Annotated in this window: 17 protein-coding genes; 8 read left to right on the top strand and 9 right to left on the bottom strand. The window is 68.1% G+C overall.

Annotated features, from left to right (window positions below):
* Window positions 1–78: 78 nt before the first annotated feature.
* A complete protein-coding gene (locus L687_RS22310) occupies window positions 79–516 on the top strand; it encodes a cupin domain-containing protein (protein ID WP_021197998.1) in 438 nt (145 codons plus the stop codon).
* A gap of 23 nt (window positions 517–539) precedes the next feature.
* Here the strand turns inward: L687_RS22310 and L687_RS41455 are convergent, their stop codons facing one another.
* Window positions 540–2,180: an MFS transporter gene (locus L687_RS41455; RefSeq protein ID WP_152525824.1), complete on the bottom strand. Its 1,641-nt coding sequence runs from the start codon at window positions 2,178–2,180 to the stop codon at window positions 540–542.
* Window positions 2,181–2,252: 72 nt separating this feature from the next.
* Between L687_RS41455 and L687_RS42635 the strand changes: the two genes are divergently transcribed.
* The 4 genes from L687_RS42635 (at window position 2,253) to L687_RS22330 (ending at window position 5,476) form a co-directional block, all read left to right on the top strand.
* Complete coding sequence (locus tag L687_RS42635; RefSeq protein ID WP_017831028.1) at window positions 2,253–2,426, top strand: hypothetical protein; 174 nt, start codon at window positions 2,253–2,255, stop codon at window positions 2,424–2,426.
* Between the two features lie 67 nt (window positions 2,427–2,493).
* Complete coding sequence (nhaA, locus tag L687_RS22320; RefSeq protein WP_021198000.1) at window positions 2,494–3,786, top strand: Na+/H+ antiporter NhaA; 1,293 nt, start codon at window positions 2,494–2,496, stop codon at window positions 3,784–3,786.
* Window positions 3,787–3,824: 38 nt separating this feature from the next.
* Window positions 3,825–4,502 (top strand): response regulator transcription factor, encoded by a 678-nt coding sequence (locus L687_RS22325; RefSeq protein WP_021198001.1) that lies wholly within the window; start codon window positions 3,825–3,827, stop codon window positions 4,500–4,502.
* A complete protein-coding gene (locus L687_RS22330) occupies window positions 4,499–5,476 on the top strand; it encodes a sensor histidine kinase (RefSeq protein ID WP_031206619.1) in 978 nt (325 codons plus the stop codon). The genes L687_RS22325 and L687_RS22330 overlap by 4 nt, the downstream gene beginning before the upstream one ends.
* On the opposite strand, the gene L687_RS22335 is transcribed toward L687_RS22330, so the two are convergent.
* Genes L687_RS22335 through L687_RS22345 form a run of 3 tightly spaced genes read right to left on the bottom strand, consistent with a single transcriptional unit; the run spans window position 5,454 to window position 8,166 of the window.
* On the bottom strand, window positions 5,454–6,266 hold the full coding sequence (locus tag L687_RS22335) for an FAD:protein FMN transferase (protein WP_021198003.1): 813 nt from the start codon (window positions 6,264–6,266) through the stop codon (window positions 5,454–5,456). The genes L687_RS22330 and L687_RS22335 overlap by 23 nt on opposite strands.
* Window positions 6,266–6,730: an FMN-binding protein gene (locus L687_RS22340; protein WP_021198004.1), complete on the bottom strand. Its 465-nt coding sequence runs from the start codon at window positions 6,728–6,730 to the stop codon at window positions 6,266–6,268. The genes L687_RS22335 and L687_RS22340 overlap by 1 nt, the downstream gene beginning before the upstream one ends.
* 14 nt (window positions 6,731–6,744) lie before the next feature.
* A complete protein-coding gene (locus tag L687_RS22345) occupies window positions 6,745–8,166 on the bottom strand; it encodes a ferredoxin reductase family protein (protein ID WP_021198005.1) in 1,422 nt (473 codons plus the stop codon).
* Between the two features lie 138 nt (window positions 8,167–8,304).
* Between L687_RS22345 and L687_RS22350 the strand changes: the two genes are divergently transcribed.
* The gene (locus L687_RS22350) at window positions 8,305–10,215 is read left to right on the top strand and encodes a heavy metal translocating P-type ATPase (protein WP_031206620.1); all 1,911 of its coding nucleotides are present in this window, start codon (window positions 8,305–8,307) and stop codon (window positions 10,213–10,215) included.
* 45 nt (window positions 10,216–10,260) lie between these two features.
* Here L687_RS22350 and L687_RS0120555 read toward each other — a convergent pair whose 3' ends face one another.
* Genes L687_RS0120555 through L687_RS22370 form a run of 5 tightly spaced genes read right to left on the bottom strand, consistent with a single transcriptional unit; the run spans window position 10,261 to window position 15,759 of the window.
* Window positions 10,261–11,391 carry a sensor histidine kinase gene (locus L687_RS0120555; protein ID WP_167254400.1) on the bottom strand — a complete coding sequence of 377 codons (1,131 nt, stop codon included), beginning with the start codon at window positions 11,389–11,391 and terminating at the stop codon, window positions 10,261–10,263.
* Window positions 11,392–11,396: 5 nt separating this feature from the next.
* Window positions 11,397–12,122 (bottom strand): response regulator transcription factor, encoded by a 726-nt coding sequence (locus L687_RS22355; protein ID WP_046398829.1) that lies wholly within the window; start codon window positions 12,120–12,122, stop codon window positions 11,397–11,399.
* Window positions 12,123–12,164: 42 nt separating this feature from the next.
* Window positions 12,165–12,935 (bottom strand): enoyl-CoA hydratase/isomerase family protein, encoded by a 771-nt coding sequence (locus L687_RS22360; protein ID WP_021198009.1) that lies wholly within the window; start codon window positions 12,933–12,935, stop codon window positions 12,165–12,167.
* An 11-nt stretch (window positions 12,936–12,946) separates the two neighbouring features.
* Window positions 12,947–14,281, bottom strand: coding sequence for a hypothetical protein (locus tag L687_RS22365; RefSeq protein ID WP_021198010.1), 1,335 nt, complete (start codon window positions 14,279–14,281; stop codon window positions 12,947–12,949).
* Window positions 14,266–15,759 (bottom strand): amino acid adenylation domain-containing protein, encoded by a 1,494-nt coding sequence (locus L687_RS22370; RefSeq protein WP_152525825.1) that lies wholly within the window; start codon window positions 15,757–15,759, stop codon window positions 14,266–14,268. Before L687_RS22370 ends, L687_RS22365 begins: the two co-directional genes overlap by 16 nt.
* A 259-nt stretch (window positions 15,760–16,018) precedes the next feature.
* Between L687_RS22370 and L687_RS22375 the strand changes: the two genes are divergently transcribed.
* Complete coding sequence (locus L687_RS22375) at window positions 16,019–16,513, top strand: DUF1269 domain-containing protein (protein ID WP_021198012.1); 495 nt, start codon at window positions 16,019–16,021, stop codon at window positions 16,511–16,513.
* A 123-nt stretch (window positions 16,514–16,636) separates the two neighbouring features.
* Window positions 16,637–18,991, top strand: coding sequence for an arylsulfatase (locus L687_RS22380; RefSeq protein WP_021198013.1), 2,355 nt, complete (start codon window positions 16,637–16,639; stop codon window positions 18,989–18,991).
* The last annotated feature ends 36 nt before the right edge of the window (window positions 18,992–19,027 follow it).

A 19,027-nucleotide genomic window follows, 5' to 3' on the forward strand; every position in this document is an offset into this window, starting at 1 on the left:
ACACCTCTCTATTCGTCGGCAGCGTCAGATGTGTATAAGAGACAGCCCTTTCTCCTTCACTGCGATGGGAACGCCACTGTGAACCTCGAACCGACCACACCGACCGCCAAGAACACTGCAGACCAGTTCGTGGGAGACGTCTGGGTGGACCGAATCGCCGCACCGCACGATGGGGACCAACGGATGACCGTGGCCATCGTCAAGTTCGCACCCGGGGCGCGCTCCGCGTGGCACTCGCACGCCCGAGGTCAGTATCTTCGTGTCACCCAGGGCGTCGCCCGCTTCGGGACGCGCGACGGGCAGATCATCGACGTGCATCCCGGAGAGACGCTGTACACGCCGCCTAGACAGGATCACTGGCACGCCGCTGCGGGAGACTCTTTCATGGAGCACATCGCCATGCTCGAGAACGCGGACGACCCTGCGGAGACCACGGAGTGGAAAGAGCACATCACCGACGACGACTACGCGGGGCGCTTCGACCGGCGGACCGGAGATCCTGCTTCGCGACAGTAGGGCGGGAGTGGCGACGCCCTCCGTCAGATTGCTCTTTCGCCGTCTTGCTGGCGGCCTTCTTCCTCCGTCCGCCCGTCCTCGTCCTCCGGTCGGGTGCGCACCGTGGTCGATCCGAGGGACACGGTGGCGAGCAGGCCGAGGGCGAGGAACCCTGCCGCTGTCCAGGCGGCGTAGCGGGTCCCTTCGGAGAAGGCGGCCTTGGCATCATCGGCCACATCAGCGGTCGCGGCATTCGATTCCAGCCCGCTGATCGCCGCCCCTGCGCTGTCGACCACGGCCGACACGATCTGGTCGCGCTGGGCGGCGGGGACACCGCGCTCGTCGAGCGAAGACGCGAGGATCCCGGCGGTGCTGGTGAAGAGAACAGTGCCAAGAACAGCGACGCCGAGGGCGGCGCCGATCTGCCGAGACGTGGACTGCGTGCCCGAGGCCGCCCCGCTGTCCGCGACCGGCACCTCGGCGAGCACGACCCCGGTCAGCTGCGCCGTGGCGAGGCCGACACCGAGTCCGTAGACGAAGAGGAACGGGATGAGCGGTCCCCAGGACGCGTCAGGGCCGATGACGAAGCCGACTCCCGCGACACCGATGATCTCGGCGATGAGGCCGGCACGCACCACCCAGACCGGGGCGACCTTTCCGCTCGAGGCGCCGGCGACACCGCTGGCGAGGAACGATCCGCCCGCCAGCGCGAGCAGGAGCAGCCCTGTCTGCACGGCTTCGAAACCGAGCACGAACTGCAGCCAGAGCGGAAGCGCGAGGATGATGCCGAACTCCCCCAACGACACCACCGCTGCGGCGATGTTCCCGTTGCGGAACGAGGAGATCGAGAACAGCCGCAGCGCCAGCAGCGTCGACTTCCCCACCCGTTCGCGGTGCCGTCCCCACAGGATGAACGCGATGACGGCGAGGACGGCGACGGCGAAGAACAGCGGGATCGGCGACAGCTCCCACGGCCAGGCCCAGTCACCGATCTGCGGCCGCGTGTCGACGAGCCACCAGCCGTAGGTCCGTCCCTCGATCAGGCCGAACACGAGGCTTCCCATCGCCGCTATCGACAGCAATGCTCCGATGATGTCGACGCGGGAGACGCGGTCGCTGCGCGATTCCGCGACGGTCAGGAGCACGCCGATCACGATGATGACGCCGAGGGGGATGTTGATGCCGAAAGCCCAGCGCCACGAGTAGGCGGTCGTGAGCCACCCGCCGAGGAGCGGACCGACGGCCGCCATGCCGCCGATCGTGGAACCCCATACGGCGAACGCGATTCCGCGCTCCCTGCCTCGGAAGGTCGCGTTGATGATCGAGAGGGTGGTGGGGAGGATCATCGCACCGCCGACGCCCTGCGCCAGTCGGGCCAGGATGAGCATGCCGCCGTCCGGCGACAGCGCGGCGAACACCGACGAGGCTCCGAAGACGACGACGCCGATGATCATCACCCGGCGTCGACCGAAACGGTCGGCGAGGCTGCCGAAGACGAGCAGCAGCGACGCGAAGACGAGCGTGTACGACTCCTGCACCCACTGGACCTCGGTCGAGGTGATGCCGAGGTCCTCCACGATCGCGGGGATCGCCACGTTGACGATCGTCGAATCGACGATGATCAGCGAGACCGCGATGCTGATGAAGACGAGCCCGAGCCAACGCCAGCGCACGTATCTTTCCATGATCGCTAGCCTAGTTAGCGAAATTCGATCGCGGTAGGCGGTGTCCCAGCGGGACGACGATAGGCTCGATACGTGCCCCTCCTCTCGATCGCCGGTTCGACGCGTGCCCCGCACCGTCTCCGTTCGGCGACCCCGATGAGGGAATGGATGCGGGTCATCCTGCACCCGGGCACGAACGGGTGGACCAGTGTCTGGGGCACCCTCTCGCACGGCGAGATCGCCGGCTGCCCGCCGCCACGGAACTAGACCACGCCTCGAACGGGGCGCTGGTCTTCTGCGCCATTCCCCCCTTCTCTCGCGTGAGGTATTTTCCGTGTCCCCGAATTCTTCCCCTGCCCGTTTCTCCCTCGCCCCGCATGCGCTGTGGAACGGCATCCGCTCCAACGCCCGCAGCGACGTCCTCGGCGGGTCGCTCCTGCTCGCGGCGACGTTCGCCGCGCTCGTCCTCGCCAACAGTCCCGCCGCCCCCTGGTACGAGTCCGTGCGCGACTTCACGTTCGGCATCCCGGAACTGCATCTCGAACTCAGCGTCGGCGCCTGGGCGTCCGACGGCCTGCTGGCGATCTTCTTCTTCGTCGTCGGTCTCGAGCTGAAGGAGGAGTTCGTCGCCGGACGCCTGCGCGATCCACGTCGAGCCGCCCTGCCGATCGCGGCCGCGATCGGCGGCGTGGTGGTTCCCGCTCTCATCTTCGTCGTGATCAACGCCGCCGGCGGTTCGGATGCCCTGCGCGGCTGGGCGATCCCCACGGCCACGGACATCGCGTTCGCCGTGGCCGTGATCGCCGTGGTCGGCAAGTTCCTGCCTCCCGCCCTTCGGGTGTTCCTGCTCACGCTGGCGATCATCGACGACCTCATCGCGATCACCATCATCGCGACGTTCTACACCGACACCATCAGCTTTCCGTGGCTGATCCTGGCGCTGCTGCCGCTGGCGGGATTCGCCGCCCTGGTGGCGAAGGGGGTGCGGGCGTGGTGGATCCTGCTCCCCCTCGCCATCGCCGTCTGGGTGTGCATCCACGCATCCGGTGTGCACGCGACCGTCGCCGGCGTTCTTCTCGGCTTCGTCGTGCCCGTCACGGCGACGGAGCGCGCCCGCGTGCGGGTCGGCACGGACGATGCCGGCCGACCGGTCTACGACGGCATGGCCGCACACTTCGCCGACCGTTGGAGCATCGTGGCCACGCTGTTCGCGGTCCCGGTCTTCGCCTTCTTCGCCGCGGGGGTCACCGTCGGCGGGTGGGCAGGCCTCACGTCGGCGTTCACCGACCCGATCACCATCGGAATCGTCGTCGGCCTGGTGATCGGGAAGCCGATCGGCATCCTCGCCACGACCTTCCTGCTGAGTCGCTTCCCTGCGCTGCGCCTGGACGAGTCGCTGCGCTGGCCAGACCTGACCGGAATGGCGTTCCTCGCCGGCATCGGGTTCACGGTGTCCCTCCTGGTGGGCGAACTCGCCTACGGATCGAGCTCGGTTGCGGACGAACACGTGAAGATCGGGGTACTGGTCGGATCGTTCGTCGCCGCCCTCCTCGGCGGGATCATCCTGGCGCGCAGCAATGCACGGGGGCGTCGTGAGTCTCACGACGCCGGTGCGGGCGTACTCTGATCACCAAGATCACGGACGACTCCCCGAGGACGGCCGCCATGAACCAGACCGATGCGCCGCGCGGAAAGCTCCTCTATGTGGAGGACGACGCGGAGATCGCCGCCTTGACGGTGGAGGTGCTGGGCGACGTGTACGACGTGGATCATGCTCCGGACGGCGAGAGCGCCCTGCGACTCGCACTGAGTCGGCGTTACGACGCGATGGTGGTCGACCGGAGGCTCCCGGGCATGGACGGCGTGGCCTTCGTGCATGCGGTGCGCACAGCACACATCACGACGCCCGTCCTGATGCTGACGGCCCTCGGTACCGTTGATGATCGCGTGACAGGTCTCGACGGCGGAGCGAACGACTACCTGGTGAAGCCGTTCGACTACGACGAACTGCTGGCGCGCCTTCGCGCGCTGCGGAGAGCGTTCCGCGCGCAGGGCGCGCGCAGGCCTCTGGGCGAGTGGGTCTTCGCCCCTGATGCCCAGGCGGTCTACGACCCGACGGGGTATCGCGTGGCATTGACGGCGACCGAGAGCGCCCTGCTGGAGCTGCTCACGGCCAGCCCTGAGCATGTGTTCACCCGGGAGGAGATCCTGCACGCGGTGTTCCACGAGGGGGACACGACGAGTTCTGTCGACACCTATGTGCACTATGTGCGACGCAAGACGAGCGCAGAGATGATCGAGACCGTGCGCGCACGGGGGTACCGGGCGGGGGCGCCCTCATGAGCGACGACGCGGCGCGGGTGCGCCGAGCGGCATTGTCGATCGGGCTGTGGGTGGGCGTCGCGTCGGGTGTGATCGTTGCGATGGGCATCGGGATCCTGATCACCGTGATCCTCTCCACCTCCCGCCGGGAAGGGGAGGGACACGGCGGTGGATGGTTCGGCGGCCCCGTCGGTGCACGCGACGACTTCATCGTCGACATCGACGTGGTCGTGCCCGTGGTGATCGTGTTGGGCGTCATCGGCGTCGTGCTGCTGGGGATCGTGGCCGCCGTCGCCGCCCGACGGTCGGTTCGCCCGCTGGGTGAGGCACTGCGCCGACAGCGCAACTTCGTGGCCGATGCCAGCCATGAGCTGCGCACGCCCCTGACGACGGTGACGAGTCGCATCCAAGTGCTTCAGCGACGCCTCGACCGGGGTGAGGACATCGGCCCCGGCCTGGTCGAGCTCCGTCGAGATGCAGACTCCATGGGAGATGTGCTGAACGACCTGTTGATAGCGGCCGAGGGGGCGTCCCATGACGACGGAGAGGCCGAAGTGGCGAGTGCAGCGTCCACGGCGGTCGCCGCGATCTCGACGATCGCGGACGAGCACGAGGTGGCTCTCACGGTGACCGTCGTCGACGACGGGGCCGTAGCCCGGATCCCCACGGTGACACTGGTCCGCGTCCTCGTCGCTCTGCTCGACAACGCGGTACAGCACTCTCCTGCCGGCGGCGCTGTCACCATCCGCATCGGCACGGACGCGCGTGACGTCACCGTTCGTGTGACCGATGAGGGACCGGGTATCGCCGGGATCCCGTCGGATCAGATCTTCGAGCGCTTCGCCCGCCCGCCCGAGAGCGGGCGCCTGCGCGGCTTCGGCCTCGGACTCTCGCTCGTGCGCGATGTCGCGCGCCGGGCCGGCGGTTCCATCGAGGTCGAGAGTTCGACCGCTCGCGGCACGACCTTCCTCCTCACACTTCCCGCGTCCCGCTGACCGCGCACACGTCGATCATCGTCGAACCGAGCCAGCGCGTGACAACCCCCTCGTGGTCCACCACGATGCCGGTGCGCGAGGCGGAAGCCTCGATCCAGGAGCGATCAAGAGCTCCTGCCACGACGGCTGCGGTCGCCCAGACGTCCGCCTGCGCGAGGCCGTCAGAGACGACGGTCGCGGACGCCACGGCGGTCGCCGGCGCGCCCGTTCGCGGATCGAGGATGTGGTGGCCGCGCTCGGCAGTGCCCGATGTGGCGACAGCACCGTTGGCGATATCGAGCGTGGCGAGCACCCGGCCGCAGTCGTGTGGATCAGCGATCCCCACGTGCCACCGCCGATCCGATCCGTCCGCCGTGAACAGCTGCAGGTCTCCGCCCGCGTTGATCCCGACCGCGACCGCCGAGGTCAGCAGCGGTGCGAGGTGGCGACGGCTCGCCTCCTCGACCGCCCACCCCTTGACCCAGCCGGTGGGATCGAACCACCCTTCCCGATACCCAGAGAACAGCCCACCGGTCGCGTGCGCTGCGCGTTCGCACGCAGCAGACGCGAACGCCACCCGCGGGTCGGCGTCAGCCAGAGACAGCTCTCCTCGGCGGATGCGGTTGATGTCGGAGTCCGGTCGATAGGTCGAGAAGATGCCGTCCACGTCGTGCAGCTCATCGAAGCACGCTCTGATCGCCCCCTCGGTCGCCACAGCATCCTGATCTCCCGCGGAGATCAGGTGGATGCTCATCGGGATGCCCATGATCTTCTCGACCCAGACCCGCGTGCTCTCCGGTGCGCCACGCATCAGCTGTGCGCCTGATCGATCGCGCTCTGCAGCGACGAGAGGTAGCCGTCGCTGGTATACGTGGCTCCCGACACCATCTGGATCTGCGCGCTCTGCGACTGCAGAGTCTCCGAAACCAGCCGAGGAATCGCGGTGCCGTTGATCTGACGGTCACGGCCGTTGCCGTCGGGATAATCGATGGCCTGCGCGTCGCTGATCTGTCCGCCGGAAACCGTGATCCTGACTTGCACCGGTCCGTACCGGGTCTGCGACGACGCGCCGGTGTAGGTCCCGTCGGCGAGACCGGTACCCGCCGACGCTCCGGAGTCCGACGCTCCGGAGTTCGACGTCCCGGAGCTGCCGACGGCGCCTGTGGTCGGAGGAGTCGCGTCGTGCGGCATGACCGCATCGAGCGACGTGCGATAGCTGAACAGCAGCACGAGCCCGCTAATCGTCGCGAGCACGGCATACAGGATCTTCTTCATGGCGACCTCCCTGGTCAGACGGTGAACGATTCGGAGTGGATGCGGTGCGGAGGGAACCCGGCGCTCTCGAGGTCGCGCGTGAGCCCTTTCATCCAGGTCTCGGTTCCGCAGACGAAGACGTCGTAGGCCTCGGGGTCGGAAACGAGGTGGCGGAGCAGGTCGGGACCGTTCCAAGCACTGTGGCTGGCCGCGATCCAGCTCGACGGGCCGGAAGACCGGGGACCGATGAAGGGCAGGTACCGCACTCCTCGACGCGAGACGAGGTCGGCGATCGCGTCCTGCCGGAGTGCATCTTCGGCGACGGAGTCACGAGTGAGGAGGGTCGCCTCCCCCGGCGCGTAATCCTCGGCTTCCAACAGGGAGAGAAGAGGGGCCACCCCGGCACCTGCACCGATCATGAGCAGCTTCGTCCCGGTACGACGCTCCCCCGTCATCTCCCCGTACGGTCCTTCGACGATGACGCGCGTGCCCGGTGTGAGCGATGCCAGACGGCGCGTACCGTCCCCCACCACTCGGGCCGTCAGCGTGAGCTCGCTCCCTGGCGCAGCGGAGAGCGAGAACGGGTGACCACGCGTCCACCCCGGCCCGTCGAGAAAGCGCCATACGAAGAACTGTCCGGCACGGGCACCCAGGGTCGAGAGATCACGCCCGACGACGCGGATGGTCACTCCCCGCGCACCGTCGGGTTCGACGCTCGCCACGCGCACGGCACGCCGCGAGGAGCGCAGCACGGGCATACCGAATCGGAACACGAGGATCGACGCCGCCGCGAGCGCCCAGATCGTCCACCAGTACGCGGTCGCGAGCGGCGACGAGAGGAAGTCCGCGCCCGTCCACAGCTGGTGCGGGAGGGCCAGGCCCACGCCGAGGTACGCGTAGAGATGCAGGAGATGCCAGGACTCGTAGCGCAGGCGCCGGCGCGCGCGTCGGATCGAGGTGACCACCACGAGCAGGATCAGCAGGGTCCCCGCGGTGGCGAGGAGCATGCCCGGGTAGTCCCAGACGAATCCCCACAGTTGCACGAAGGGGTTGATGCCGGCGGTGATCGCGTAGCCCAGCACGAGCAGAACGATATGCGCGCCCATCAGCCAGAACGACCAGAACCCGACGAAGCGATGCATACGGGTGATGCCGTCACGGCCGAATCCGCGCTCGAAGAGTGGAACCCGCGCCATGAGGAGCACCTGGTAGAGCAGGAGGTTGGCGGCGACGAGACCCGTCAGTCGTCCCAGCGTGGTGACGGTCTCCCCGCCGGCTCCGAGGACGGCACCGATCCCTCCCCCGGCCACCCAGAGCGCGACGACGAGAAGACTCGTCGCCCAGATGACGATGATCGCTCCCGCCCGCCATGCCTGAGCGCGGCGGTGGGCCGAGCCATGGTGCTCTCCGATCACCGGGGAGAGGGCACCTCGGGGTCTGTTCGTGAGAGTGGTCATGGGGTCATCCTGGAGACCGGGCTCTGAGACGGTTCTAAGAATGACCTCGCCACAGTCCACTCACAGGGATTTCATGGGATCAACCCGAACCCGCCGCCCGTCGGTGGCACTGCGCACCGATTCGCGGGAAGCTGGAGCATGAGGTTTCTCCGCTTGCTGTGGCGCTATCCGGCGATCACGACCACCGTCCTCGTGTTCGTCGGCGTGCTCATCCTGCACGCGGTCGACGCGGCCGTCATCGGGCGGTGGATCGCCACCGGTTACGTGGCCGCGTTCGTCGTCTGGACCCTCGTCGGCATGGTGCGGGATGTGCTTCGCGGCCACGTGGGTCTCGACATCCTCGCGGTGGTCGCGATGGTGGCGACGCTCGCCGTCGGCGAGTACATCGCATCCCTCATCATCGTGCTCATGCTGTCGGGCGGAGAGGCGCTCGAGGACTTCGCCGGCCGTCGCGCGAAGCGCGACCTGTCCGCGTTGCTGGATCGTTCTCCGCGCATCGCCCACGTGCTCGTGCACGCACAGGCCGCGGATTCGGACGAGGTGAGGGATCTCCCCGTCGACGAGGTCGCGATCGGCGATGTGCTCCTCGTGCGCCCGTCGGAGGTGGTGCCCGTCGACGGTGTGCTGCTCACCGAGACCGGAACCTTCGATGAGTCGTCGCTGACCGGCGAGAGCATGCCCGTGGCCCGCGAGTCCGGAGGGGAGGTGCTCTCCGGAGCGATCAACGGCAGTCGCGCTGTGCGGATCCAGGCCGTTCGCTCGAGCGCAGACAGCCAGTACCAGCAGATCGTCGCACTCGTGCACGCCGCGGAGGACTCCCACGCGCCGGTGGTGCGGCTCGCCGACCGCTTCGCGATCCCCTTCACCGCGGTGTCGCTCGTCCTGGCCGGCACAGCCTGGGCCATCTCGGGCGACGCGACGCGCTTCGCCGAGGTCCTCGTGCTCGCGACGCCCTGTCCTCTCCTGATCGCCGCGCCGGTCGCGTTCCTGGGAGGCCTCTCACGCGCGGCGAAGTCAGGCGTGATCATGAAGGGCGGCGCCGTCATCGAACAGATCGCGCGCGTGCGATCGGCGGCCTTCGACAAGACGGGAACGCTCACGCAGGGCCGCCCGGAACTCGTCGATGTCCGGCCAGCGAACGGCTTCGGCGCGGACGAGGTCCTGCAACTCGCCGCCTCGGCGGAACAGTACTCTACGCACGTGCTCGCCGAGGGCATCCGTCGCGCCGCAGACGCGCGCGGACTCGCGCTGCGTGTCGCGACAGAGGCCAGGGAGGAGGCCACGAACGGTGTCGTCGCCGAGATCGATGGTCGAGCTGTCGTCGTCGGCAAGCCCGCCTACGTGGCCGCTCTCGCGCCCGACACCGTGCGGGCGACGCTGGAGCTGAGTCAGGCCGCAGCCTACGTGGCCGTCGACGGCCGTTTCGCCGGGGTGCTCGTACTCGCCGACCACCCGAGGCCCGAAGCAGCGGCCGTCGTCTCGTGGTTGCGGACGCACGAGGTGGATCGCGTGGTCATGCTCACGGGCGACGTCGGGCCGACGGCGGAATCAGTGGCTCATCAGGTGGGCATCTCGGAGATCCACGCCGAGCTGCTTCCGCCCGAGAAGGTCGCTCTCGCCGGCGAACTCCAACCGCGGCCGATCATGATGGTCGGCGACGGCGTGAACGACGCCCCTGTGCTCGCCGCCGCCGATATCGGCGTCGCCATGGGCGCGAAGGGAGCGACCGCTGCCGGCGATGCCGCTGATGTCGTGATCCTCGTCGACTCGCTGGCGAAGCTCGTCGATGCGGTGTCGATCGGTCGCCACACTCTGCGGGTCGCCCTGACCGCGATCTGGATCGGGATCGGCTTGAGCGTCGGGCTCATGATCGTCGCGATGACCGGCCTCATCCCCGCGGTGGTCGGAGCACTCGTCCAGGAGCTCGTCGATCTCGCGACGATCCTGTACGCGCTGCGGGCGCTGAGCGGCCCCTCGACGGTGCTCGCCTCCGCGCCCGCCCGTCCGCAGGTGAAGACCGAGACACCGGCACCGCAGCGCAAGGAGTGAGGAGTCACGACCTGCGCGTACGACGACCGACCCGACGGAGGCGGATCATCCATGTGGACGGTTTCGCTGCGGCAGCGTGAGGGTGAACCGGCAGCCGGCCCCACTCTGCGAACGACCTTCCAGCGTTCCGCCGTTCGCCACCGCGAGTCCGCGCGCGATCGCCAGCCCCAGCCCGGCTCCGCTCGTCGCCAAGGGGGCCATGCTCCGGGTGCGGGCGAGGTCGCCACGCCATCCGGCATCGAACGCCTGCTCGAGAGCCTCAGGGGTCATGCCGGAGCCGTGGTCCTCCACGCTGATCCTGACCGCGTCGGCATCGGCCTCCAGGAAGACCGTCGCCGCGGTCCCCTCAGGGGTGTGCTGCACCGCATTGGCGAGCAGGTTCATCAAGATGCGCTCGATGCTGAGAGGATCGGCGAAGGCCGTGACGTCGCCTGACTCGTCGACTTCCAGGTGCACCGTCGCGCCGAGATTACGGGCTGTTCCCACGGCATCGCCGACCAGATCGGCGACATCGAGGTGCTCCGGGCTCAGCGGCACCCGATCGATCTCGATGAGCGAGAACGCGAAGAAGTCCTCGACCAGCGCCCCGAGACGACTGCTCTGCGCGCGAAGCCTCGTCGTGAACTCGACACGGTCCTCGATGATCCCATCCTCGTGAGCGCGGATGATCGCGTCGATGGCGGCCAACGGTGTCCTCAGATCATGGGAGATCCCGGTGATGAGGTGCCGTCTCGCCTCCTCCTGCCGGAGATTCGTCTCCCGTGCCTCGTGGAGCGCGCGCGCAGCGTTGTGGAGCTCTCGATCGATCTGCCGATACTCCCAGTTCGACACCACCGTGTGGTCGTCGAGGGGACGACCCGATGCCAGTTGCCGGGTGTGCAGGCTTATCCGTCTGCTCTCCTCGACCAGCCGGTTGCCCAGGCGCCACGCCAGCAGCATCGTGCCCGAGCCGGCGAGGATCGTCGCTCCGAGGATGAGCGGCAGATCGTCCTCCTCGATCTGCATCCGAGAGGCCGCGAAGGCGAAGGATGCCGACATCCCCACGACCACCGTCATCACGACGATCATCATCTGACAGCGCATCGAGTACCTGCGGGTCAGCCGAAGCGCGACCGCCCCGAAGACTCCGGTCAGGATCACCGCCGCCACGACGACTCCGAGCGTTTCGAGGAGCATCGCGTTCATCTCGTCCCTTCGCTGTCGAGCAGATAGCCGTGCCCCCACACCGAGCGGATGACGACCGGCCGGGAGGCATCGGGCTCGACCTTCAGGCGGAGGCGACGGATGTTGACGGCCACAGCCGAGGTGTCTCCGGCCTCCCATCCCCACGCTCCGCCGGCGATCTCCTCGCGCGAGTGCACCCGATCGGGGTGGCGGAGGAGGAAAGCGAACAGCTCGAACTCCCGGACGGTCAGCTCCAGGTCGACGCCATCGCTCTGGATCACCCGCATCGCCGGCGTCAAACGGAACCGTCCGAGGGTGATCGGCGACTCGCCGGCGCCCTGGTGCGCGGTCCGCTGCAACAGCCGGATCACGCGGAGCACGATCTCGCGCGGTGCGACGGGCTTGACGACGTAGTCATCCGCGCCGGCTTCCAGGCCGTCGATGCGTTCATGCGGCTGCCCCATCGCCGTGAGCAGGAGGATCGGAGCGTTCGACGTGGTGCGCAGACGACGGCAGATCTCCACGCCGTCGACGCCGGGGATCATGCGGTCGAGGAGCACCACATCCGGAGGACTGAGCGTCGCGGCTTCCAACGCCGCGAAGCCGTCGGCGACCGCTTCGACGGAGAACCCGGCACGACGCAGATAGGCCACGAGGATGCTGCGAAGCTCCTCATCGTCCTCGACGACCAGCACCCGGCCGTTCGCGAGGTCGGCCAACTGCACTTCCACGGTTCTGCGCACCTTCCGAAGATACGTCGTCGTTGCCGACAGAGTCCTGCACTCTCAGCGGAACGACGGGGCGCGCTTCGACAGGAACGCCGCCATGCCCTCCTGGCCATCCGCGTGTGCCAGAGCGTCCCGGAACAGTGTGCGCTCCGCCACCGCACGCAGCGGCGCGGGCAGCGCGAAAGCGGCCTTCACGGCGGCGAGCGCACTCCTCGACGCACGGCTGAACGCGAGCGCCTGGCCGTCCACCGCGGCGGCGAGCCCATCGGCGTCGGGAAGCACGGCGTCGATGAGACCCCACTCCTCCGCCGTCGCGGCCGTCACCCGCTCGCCCGTCAGGGCCATGCGTCGCGCCCGGCCGTCGCCGATCCGGGCGGCAACACGATACGTGCCGCCGAAGCACGGGATCAGGCCCAACCCGACCTCGGGCAGCGCGAAGAGCGAGTTCGCCGTGGCGTACACGAGGTCGCAGGCGGCCGCGAGTTCGCACCCACCTCCGAGCGCGTGACCGTCGACGGCGGCGATGACCGGCACGGGGCAGGCGGCGATGCTGTCCATGGCCGCCTGTCCGGCGCGGCTGATGCGCTCACCGGAGTCGGACGATGCGGCCGCCATCTCGGCGATGTCGGCCCCGGCCACGAACGCGCGTGTTCCGGTCGAACGCACGACCACGGCGCGGTGGCGATCCGCGGGCACCGTCTCGGCGAGCTGTGTGAACACATGCCGGATGGCATCGAGCTCGTCGATGCCCATGGCGTTGAGCTGAGCGGGGCGGTCGAGGGTGACGGTGAGGGTGGTCCCCTCGGAGCTGATGAGCAGTGTGGACACGGTAAGCCCTTTCAGGAGTCCCAGATCGCCCCGTACGCGGGGACCCCGAGGGCTTCCAGCGCGGAGACGACCCGGCGGGTGGTCGATTGGTTGGAGATGCAGATCACCGCTTCGGCGTCGAACGACGTGAACTCTTCGAGCGCCAGTGCCACGAGGTCGGGGCGCCCCTGTTCGCTGGTGTTCCAGATCACGGCATCGGGGTGCGAGGCACGGATGGACTCGACGAGATCGTCGCCGTAGGTGGCTTCCGGTTCTCTGGTCGCCCACACGAGCTTCGAGGGCGTGGTGTCGGCGAAGAGGTGCGGCAGGCACGGGCCGATCCCGCTTCCGGTCGCGACCCACACGACGCGCTCGAAGAGCTGGTCCACGTTTCCCACGCCCGCCGTCGGAATCCCTCGTGTCCACACATGCGAGGGCGCGTCGTCGATGAGTCTTCCGGTCCAGTCCCCCGCCCGCGAGATGGTGAGCCGGAAGCCGGTCTCGTCGCGGGTGACGACATTCGCGAACGAGTGCCACTGGCCGAGCGGATGCCGCGCCAGGGTGGTGGACGAACCGGCGAAGGGACGCACGCCGTGATCGAAGTCCGCGAGTGCGACGTGAGACGACGGCGTCGCGATGCGGACGGGCACTTTCCTGAGCCGCAGCCACGGTGCGACGACGCTGAGCACGATGACCAGCAGCAGCCAGAACGACGGCGACGCGGCGAGGACTCGTCCGATCCCCGCAGCGCCGGCGGAGTCGGCGGCATCGGCGGCGAGCGCCACGGTGAGTACGGCGAAGAGGGTGAGAGCGGACCATCCTCCGAAGCGATGGGTCATCTCGAACAGGTCATGGCGGCGTTGGCGGATCGGAGGCAGCGCCGGTACGAGGATTCCGACCAGGCACGCGACGAGGGCGACGGCCACGCCCTTCGAGAACACGGAGAAGGAATCACTGAAGACGACGGTGGCGGCTCCCCCCAGGAACCAGCCCACGGCCGCGACCGCGGCTCCGACGTGGATCCCACCGAAGTGGTAGACCTTCGCGAGACGTCGACGGACCGCCAGCGGCGCCGATTTCGGCACGCTCGTCGCGAGCCGGAACAGGAGGTTGATCACGTACTGCTGGCGGATCAACACTGCGGCTGTGAGGTTCACGCCGCTCATGGTGATGAGGAGGGTGGCGACGTCGGCCGGCGGCATCGAGGCCAGGGTCGTGGCGATGATCCCGGCGACGACGGCGTTGATCGCGAGAACCAGCACCACCAGCCTGTTGTAGGGCATCAGAGCAGGACGGGTGAGAAGAAGCCGCCACCCGGTGAGCGCCGCGGGGCGCACGTGGGTCCCGGGAGTCACGCTGCTCGCCATGCGTGGCTCCTCAGCACCGTCTGGTCGACCTTGCCGCGCGTCGTCATCGGAAGAGCCGGTACGAGATGGACGATCTCCGGCACGCAGTAGTACGGCAGTGCTTCACGTACATGGGCGAGCGCAGCCTCCACGTCGGCGTCCTCCGGAGTCACGAAAGCGACCAGCGCCGTGCGGTCGTCGGTGGGGAGGACGGCCGCGTGCTGCACGGAGTCCTCCCGCTCGAGCAGTGCGCTCACGGCGTCGGGTTCGACTCTGAAGCCCCGGATCTTGACCTGGTCGTCCGTGCGTCCGAGGTGCTCGAGATCTCCGTCCGCATTCCATCGGGCGAGGTCGCGGGTGCGGAACATGAGACTGCCGTCGTCGGAGAACGGGTCGAGTCGGTAACGGTCGCGGGTCAGACGCGGGTTTCCCAGGTACCCGGCGGTGACCCCCGCTCCCCCGACCCACATCTCCCCGACCTCGCCGTCGGCGACCGGAGCGCCACCCTCATCCAGGATGTAGGCGGTCGTTCCCGGGATCGGCCGCCCGATCGGCGGATCCGCCTCATCGGGGGTGCACAGATGCATCGTGTTCACGATCGTGATCTCGGTAGGACCGCACGAGTTGTAGAAATCCGTCACGGCAGCCCAGCGGTTGGCGAGGGCACGAGGGCACCGTTCCCCCGCGACGGCGACAGCGGTGAACCGGCCCAGCCGTCGCGGGTCGTGCGGGGTGAGGATCGACGGGGTCGCGATCACGACGTCTGCGGCACGCAGAGCCTCGGCGAAGTCCCGTCCGCGGATGTGCAGCGTGGCACCGTGGGTGAGCGCGCCGAGGATCTCCCAGACCGCCATGTCGAAAGCGATGTTGAGGATCTGGGCGACCACGGTCCCGGGCTTCATGCCGAGCGCTCCGGGCCCTCCGAACAGGAAGTTCTCGAGGTTGCGGTGGGTCACCCGCACGCCGTTGGGCGTACCCGTCGTTCCGGACGTGAAGATGATCACGCATTCATCTCCGGCGCGTGGCGCGACGGTCCCCTGCGAAGAGGCATCCGCGTCCGCGGTGCGGGCGCGCTCGATCGGCACGACCAGGATGCCCGTCGCCGACGTCATGCGGTCCGCGAACCGCGCCTGGGTGAGCACGACACGCATGCCCGTCACGGCGACCACATGCGCCATATGGACCTCGGTGGCGATTCGCGGATCCACGGGCACGTACGCCGCCCCGAGCCGCAGTGCGGCCACGATGGCGACCACCATCTCGAATCCGCGCTCCACGAAGATCCCGATCCGATCACCTCTCCCGACGCCTCTCCGTCGGAGATCCGCCGCCAGCATGCCGGACAGCTGATCGAGCTCTCCGTATGTCAGCTCCCGCCCTGCGTGCCGGGCCGCGACGGCCAGCGGTTGTTCGCACATCCACCGGCTGAGCATGTCGAGGATCGTGCGGCGGGCGGACGGAGCGGACGGGGATACGACAGGAGGAGCAGGAGCGGACACGGGGAACACCTTTCGTTTCGGTGTGCCCAGTATTTTTCGACCGACCTCCCACGACGGCGGGCAATCATTACAGAGCGTGATCAGTTCCCTGCGTATCCCCTGTCATCGCCGAAGGTCCCCCGGGTGAATTCGCGATGACGCCCGCGTTTCGCGGGTGCAGCACGGTTAGCCTGGCCTCGAGCGGGAGCCACCGCGGAGTGGCCTCCTGTCGTCAACGGCTGAGGGTGGTCGACTCAGCCCTGAACAAGGGAACTCACCCATGGCCGAACTGATCGTCATCTCCTTCGACTCCGAGCCCCAGGCGGAAGGCGCCTACGACGAGATCCTGTCGTTGCAGAACGACCTGGTCGTCGAGCTCGCGGGCCTCGCGCTCGTGAAGGTCGACGAGAAGGGCAAGACCAAGGTCGAGTATCCGGGCGCTGCCGGCAACGTCGGTGTCGGAGCCGCAGGCGGTGCACTCTTCGGCATGCTCATCGGCCTCCTGTTCTTCGTGCCGATCGCCGGACTGCTCTTCGGCGGCCTCTTCGGCGCGCTGTTCGCCGGCCTCGACAAGACCGGGATCGATGCGGAGTTCCGCGACCGGGTGAAGAGCACGGTCTCCGCCGGCAAGTCCGCCGTCGTCGTATACGCGACGAAGATCACCGAGGACAAGTTCGCCGCCGCGCTCGCGCCGTTCCACGGCACGGTCGTCCAGACCTCCCTCTCCGCCGAGGACGAGAAGGAGCTCATCCACGACCTCGGCGGCGCCCAGTAGTCGATCCACGCGGACACCGAGCACGACGGCCGGCTCCGCCCGACCCGCCGCGCTCGGTGTCCAGCTCGCGATACACCCCCAGGTACTCGCGATACACCCCATGTATGAGAAGAAGGAACTTCCATGACCGCGGAACTGCCCGGATCGATCCTGCCGCTTCCTGACCGTGAGTATCAGGGGCCCGTCGTCTTCGACGCGAAGAAGTCGGAGGCCGACTTCCCTCCCCTCGTCGCCAAGCGCCCGCCCAAGAGCGCACCGAACGTCCTGGTGATCCTCCTCGACGATGTGGGCTTCGGCGCGTCGAGCGCATTCGGCGGCCCGATCCACACGCCCACGGCCGAACGCCTCGGGAACGCCGGGCTGAAGTACACCCGATTCCACACGACCGCGCTGTGCTCCCCCACCCGTGCCGCGCTGCTCTCCGGACGCAACCACCACGCCGTCGGCATGGGCCACATCACCGAGACCGCGACCCCTTCCCCCGGCTACCGTTCCACGCGTCCGAACTCTGCCGTCCCGCTGCCCGAGATCCTGCGCCAGAACGGCTACAACACCGCGCAGTTCGGAAAGTGCCACGAGGTGCCGGTGTGGGAGACAGGCCCCACGGGACCGTTCGACCACTGGCCTGCCTTCTCGGGCTTCGAGAGGTTCTACGGTTTCATCGGCGGTGAGACGAACCAATGGACGCCGGCCCTCGTCGACGGAGTCACCGCGGTCGAGCCGCCGACGGACGAGGGCTACCACCTCATGCCCGATCTGGCCGACAAGACCATCGACTACATCCGGCAGCAGAAGAGCCTGACGCCGGACAAGCCGTTCTTCATCTACTTCGCCCCGGGCGCGACGCACGCCCCGCATCACGTTCCGAAGGACTGGATCGCGAAGTACAAGGGGGCCTTCGACCACGGCTGGGACGCGCAGCGCGAGCAGACCTTCGCGAAGCAGATCGAACTCGGCGTGATCGCGCCGGACTCGAAGCTCACGGAACGCCCGGAGGGACTGCCGGCCTGGGACGACGTCCCGGACGAGCAGAAGCCGATCCTCGCGCACCAGATGGAGGTCTATGCGGCGTTCCTGGAGTACGCCGACTTCCACACCGGTCGCGTCATCGACGCGCTCGAGGAGCAGGACATCCTCGACGAGACTCTCGTCTACTACATCATCGGCGACAACGGGGCGAGCGCGGAGGGCGGCATCAACGGTGCCTACATGCTGACGACCGCCTCCAACGGCGGCGGTCAGTTCGAGACCGTCGAGTTCTGGAACGAGCATCTCGACAAGGTCGGCGGTCCGGAGGCGTACAACCACTACTCCGTGGCGTGGGCGCACGCGATGTGCACGCCCTACCAGTGGACCAAGCAGGTGGCATCGCACTACGGCGGAACGCGCAACGGCACCATCGTCCACTGGCCGAGCGCGATCGAGGGATCCGGCGAGGTCCGGCACCAGTGGCACCACGTGATCGACCTCGCCCCGACCGTCCTGGACGTCGCGGGCCTCGCCGAGCCGCACACGGTGAACGGGGTCACCCAGATTCCGATGCACGGCGTCTCGATGGCCTACAGCTTCAACGCCCCGGACGCCGATGAACGACACGTCACACAGTATTTCGAGCTGATGGGCAACCGCGGCATCTACCACAAGGGCTGGACGGCGCAGACGAAGCACCGCACTCCGTGGGATGTCGTCTCGAAGGCTCCGGACTTCTCGGCCGACGTGTGGGAGCTGTACGACACCTCGGTCGACTGGACGCAGTCGGACAACCTGGCGTCCACACACCCGGAGAAGCTGGCAGAGATGCAGCAGATGTTCCTGATCGAGGCGGCTCGACACAACGTGTTCCCGCTCGACGACCGCGCGGCCGAGCGCATGAATCCCGCGATCGCCGGCAGGCCCACGCTGGTCACCGGCGACCGACTGCGGCTGTACCCGGGGATGATCCGTCTGGGAGAGAACGTCGCCCTGAATGTGAAGAACCGTTCGTACTCGGTGACGGCCCAGCTCACGGTGCCCGAGGACGGCGCAGTCGAAGGTGCCATCGTCGCCCAGGGCGGGCGCACCGGCGGGTGGTCGTTCTTCGCAGAAGACGGCAAGCTCGGGTATCACTACAACTACTGCGGGCTGGTCCGCACGACCGTGCTGTCCGACACGACCATCGGCGGTGGCGATCACCTCGTGCGTGCGGAGTTCGCCTACGACGGCGGGGGGATCGGCAAGGGCGGCGAGGTCACGCTGTTCATCGACGGTGCCGCGGTCGGCTCCGGACGCGTGGAGCACACGCACCCGCTGTACTTCTCCTTCGACGAGGGCCTGGACACCGGCGAGGACACCGGAATGCCCGCCTACGAGGGATACAAGGAGTGGGGCGGCAAGTTCACCGGCACGATCGATTGGGCAGAGGTCGCACTCGGCACCGACGATCACAACCACCTGGTCGACCCAGAGGAGCACTTGAACGCCGCGCTGCGGCATCAGTGAGTCGCGAGAACCGTGCGCGGAAAGACCCCGTCCGGC

It is taken from the genome of Microbacterium maritypicum MF109, from assembly GCF_000455825.1.
Classification (GTDB): domain Bacteria; phylum Actinomycetota; class Actinomycetes; order Actinomycetales; family Microbacteriaceae; genus Microbacterium; species Microbacterium maritypicum_A.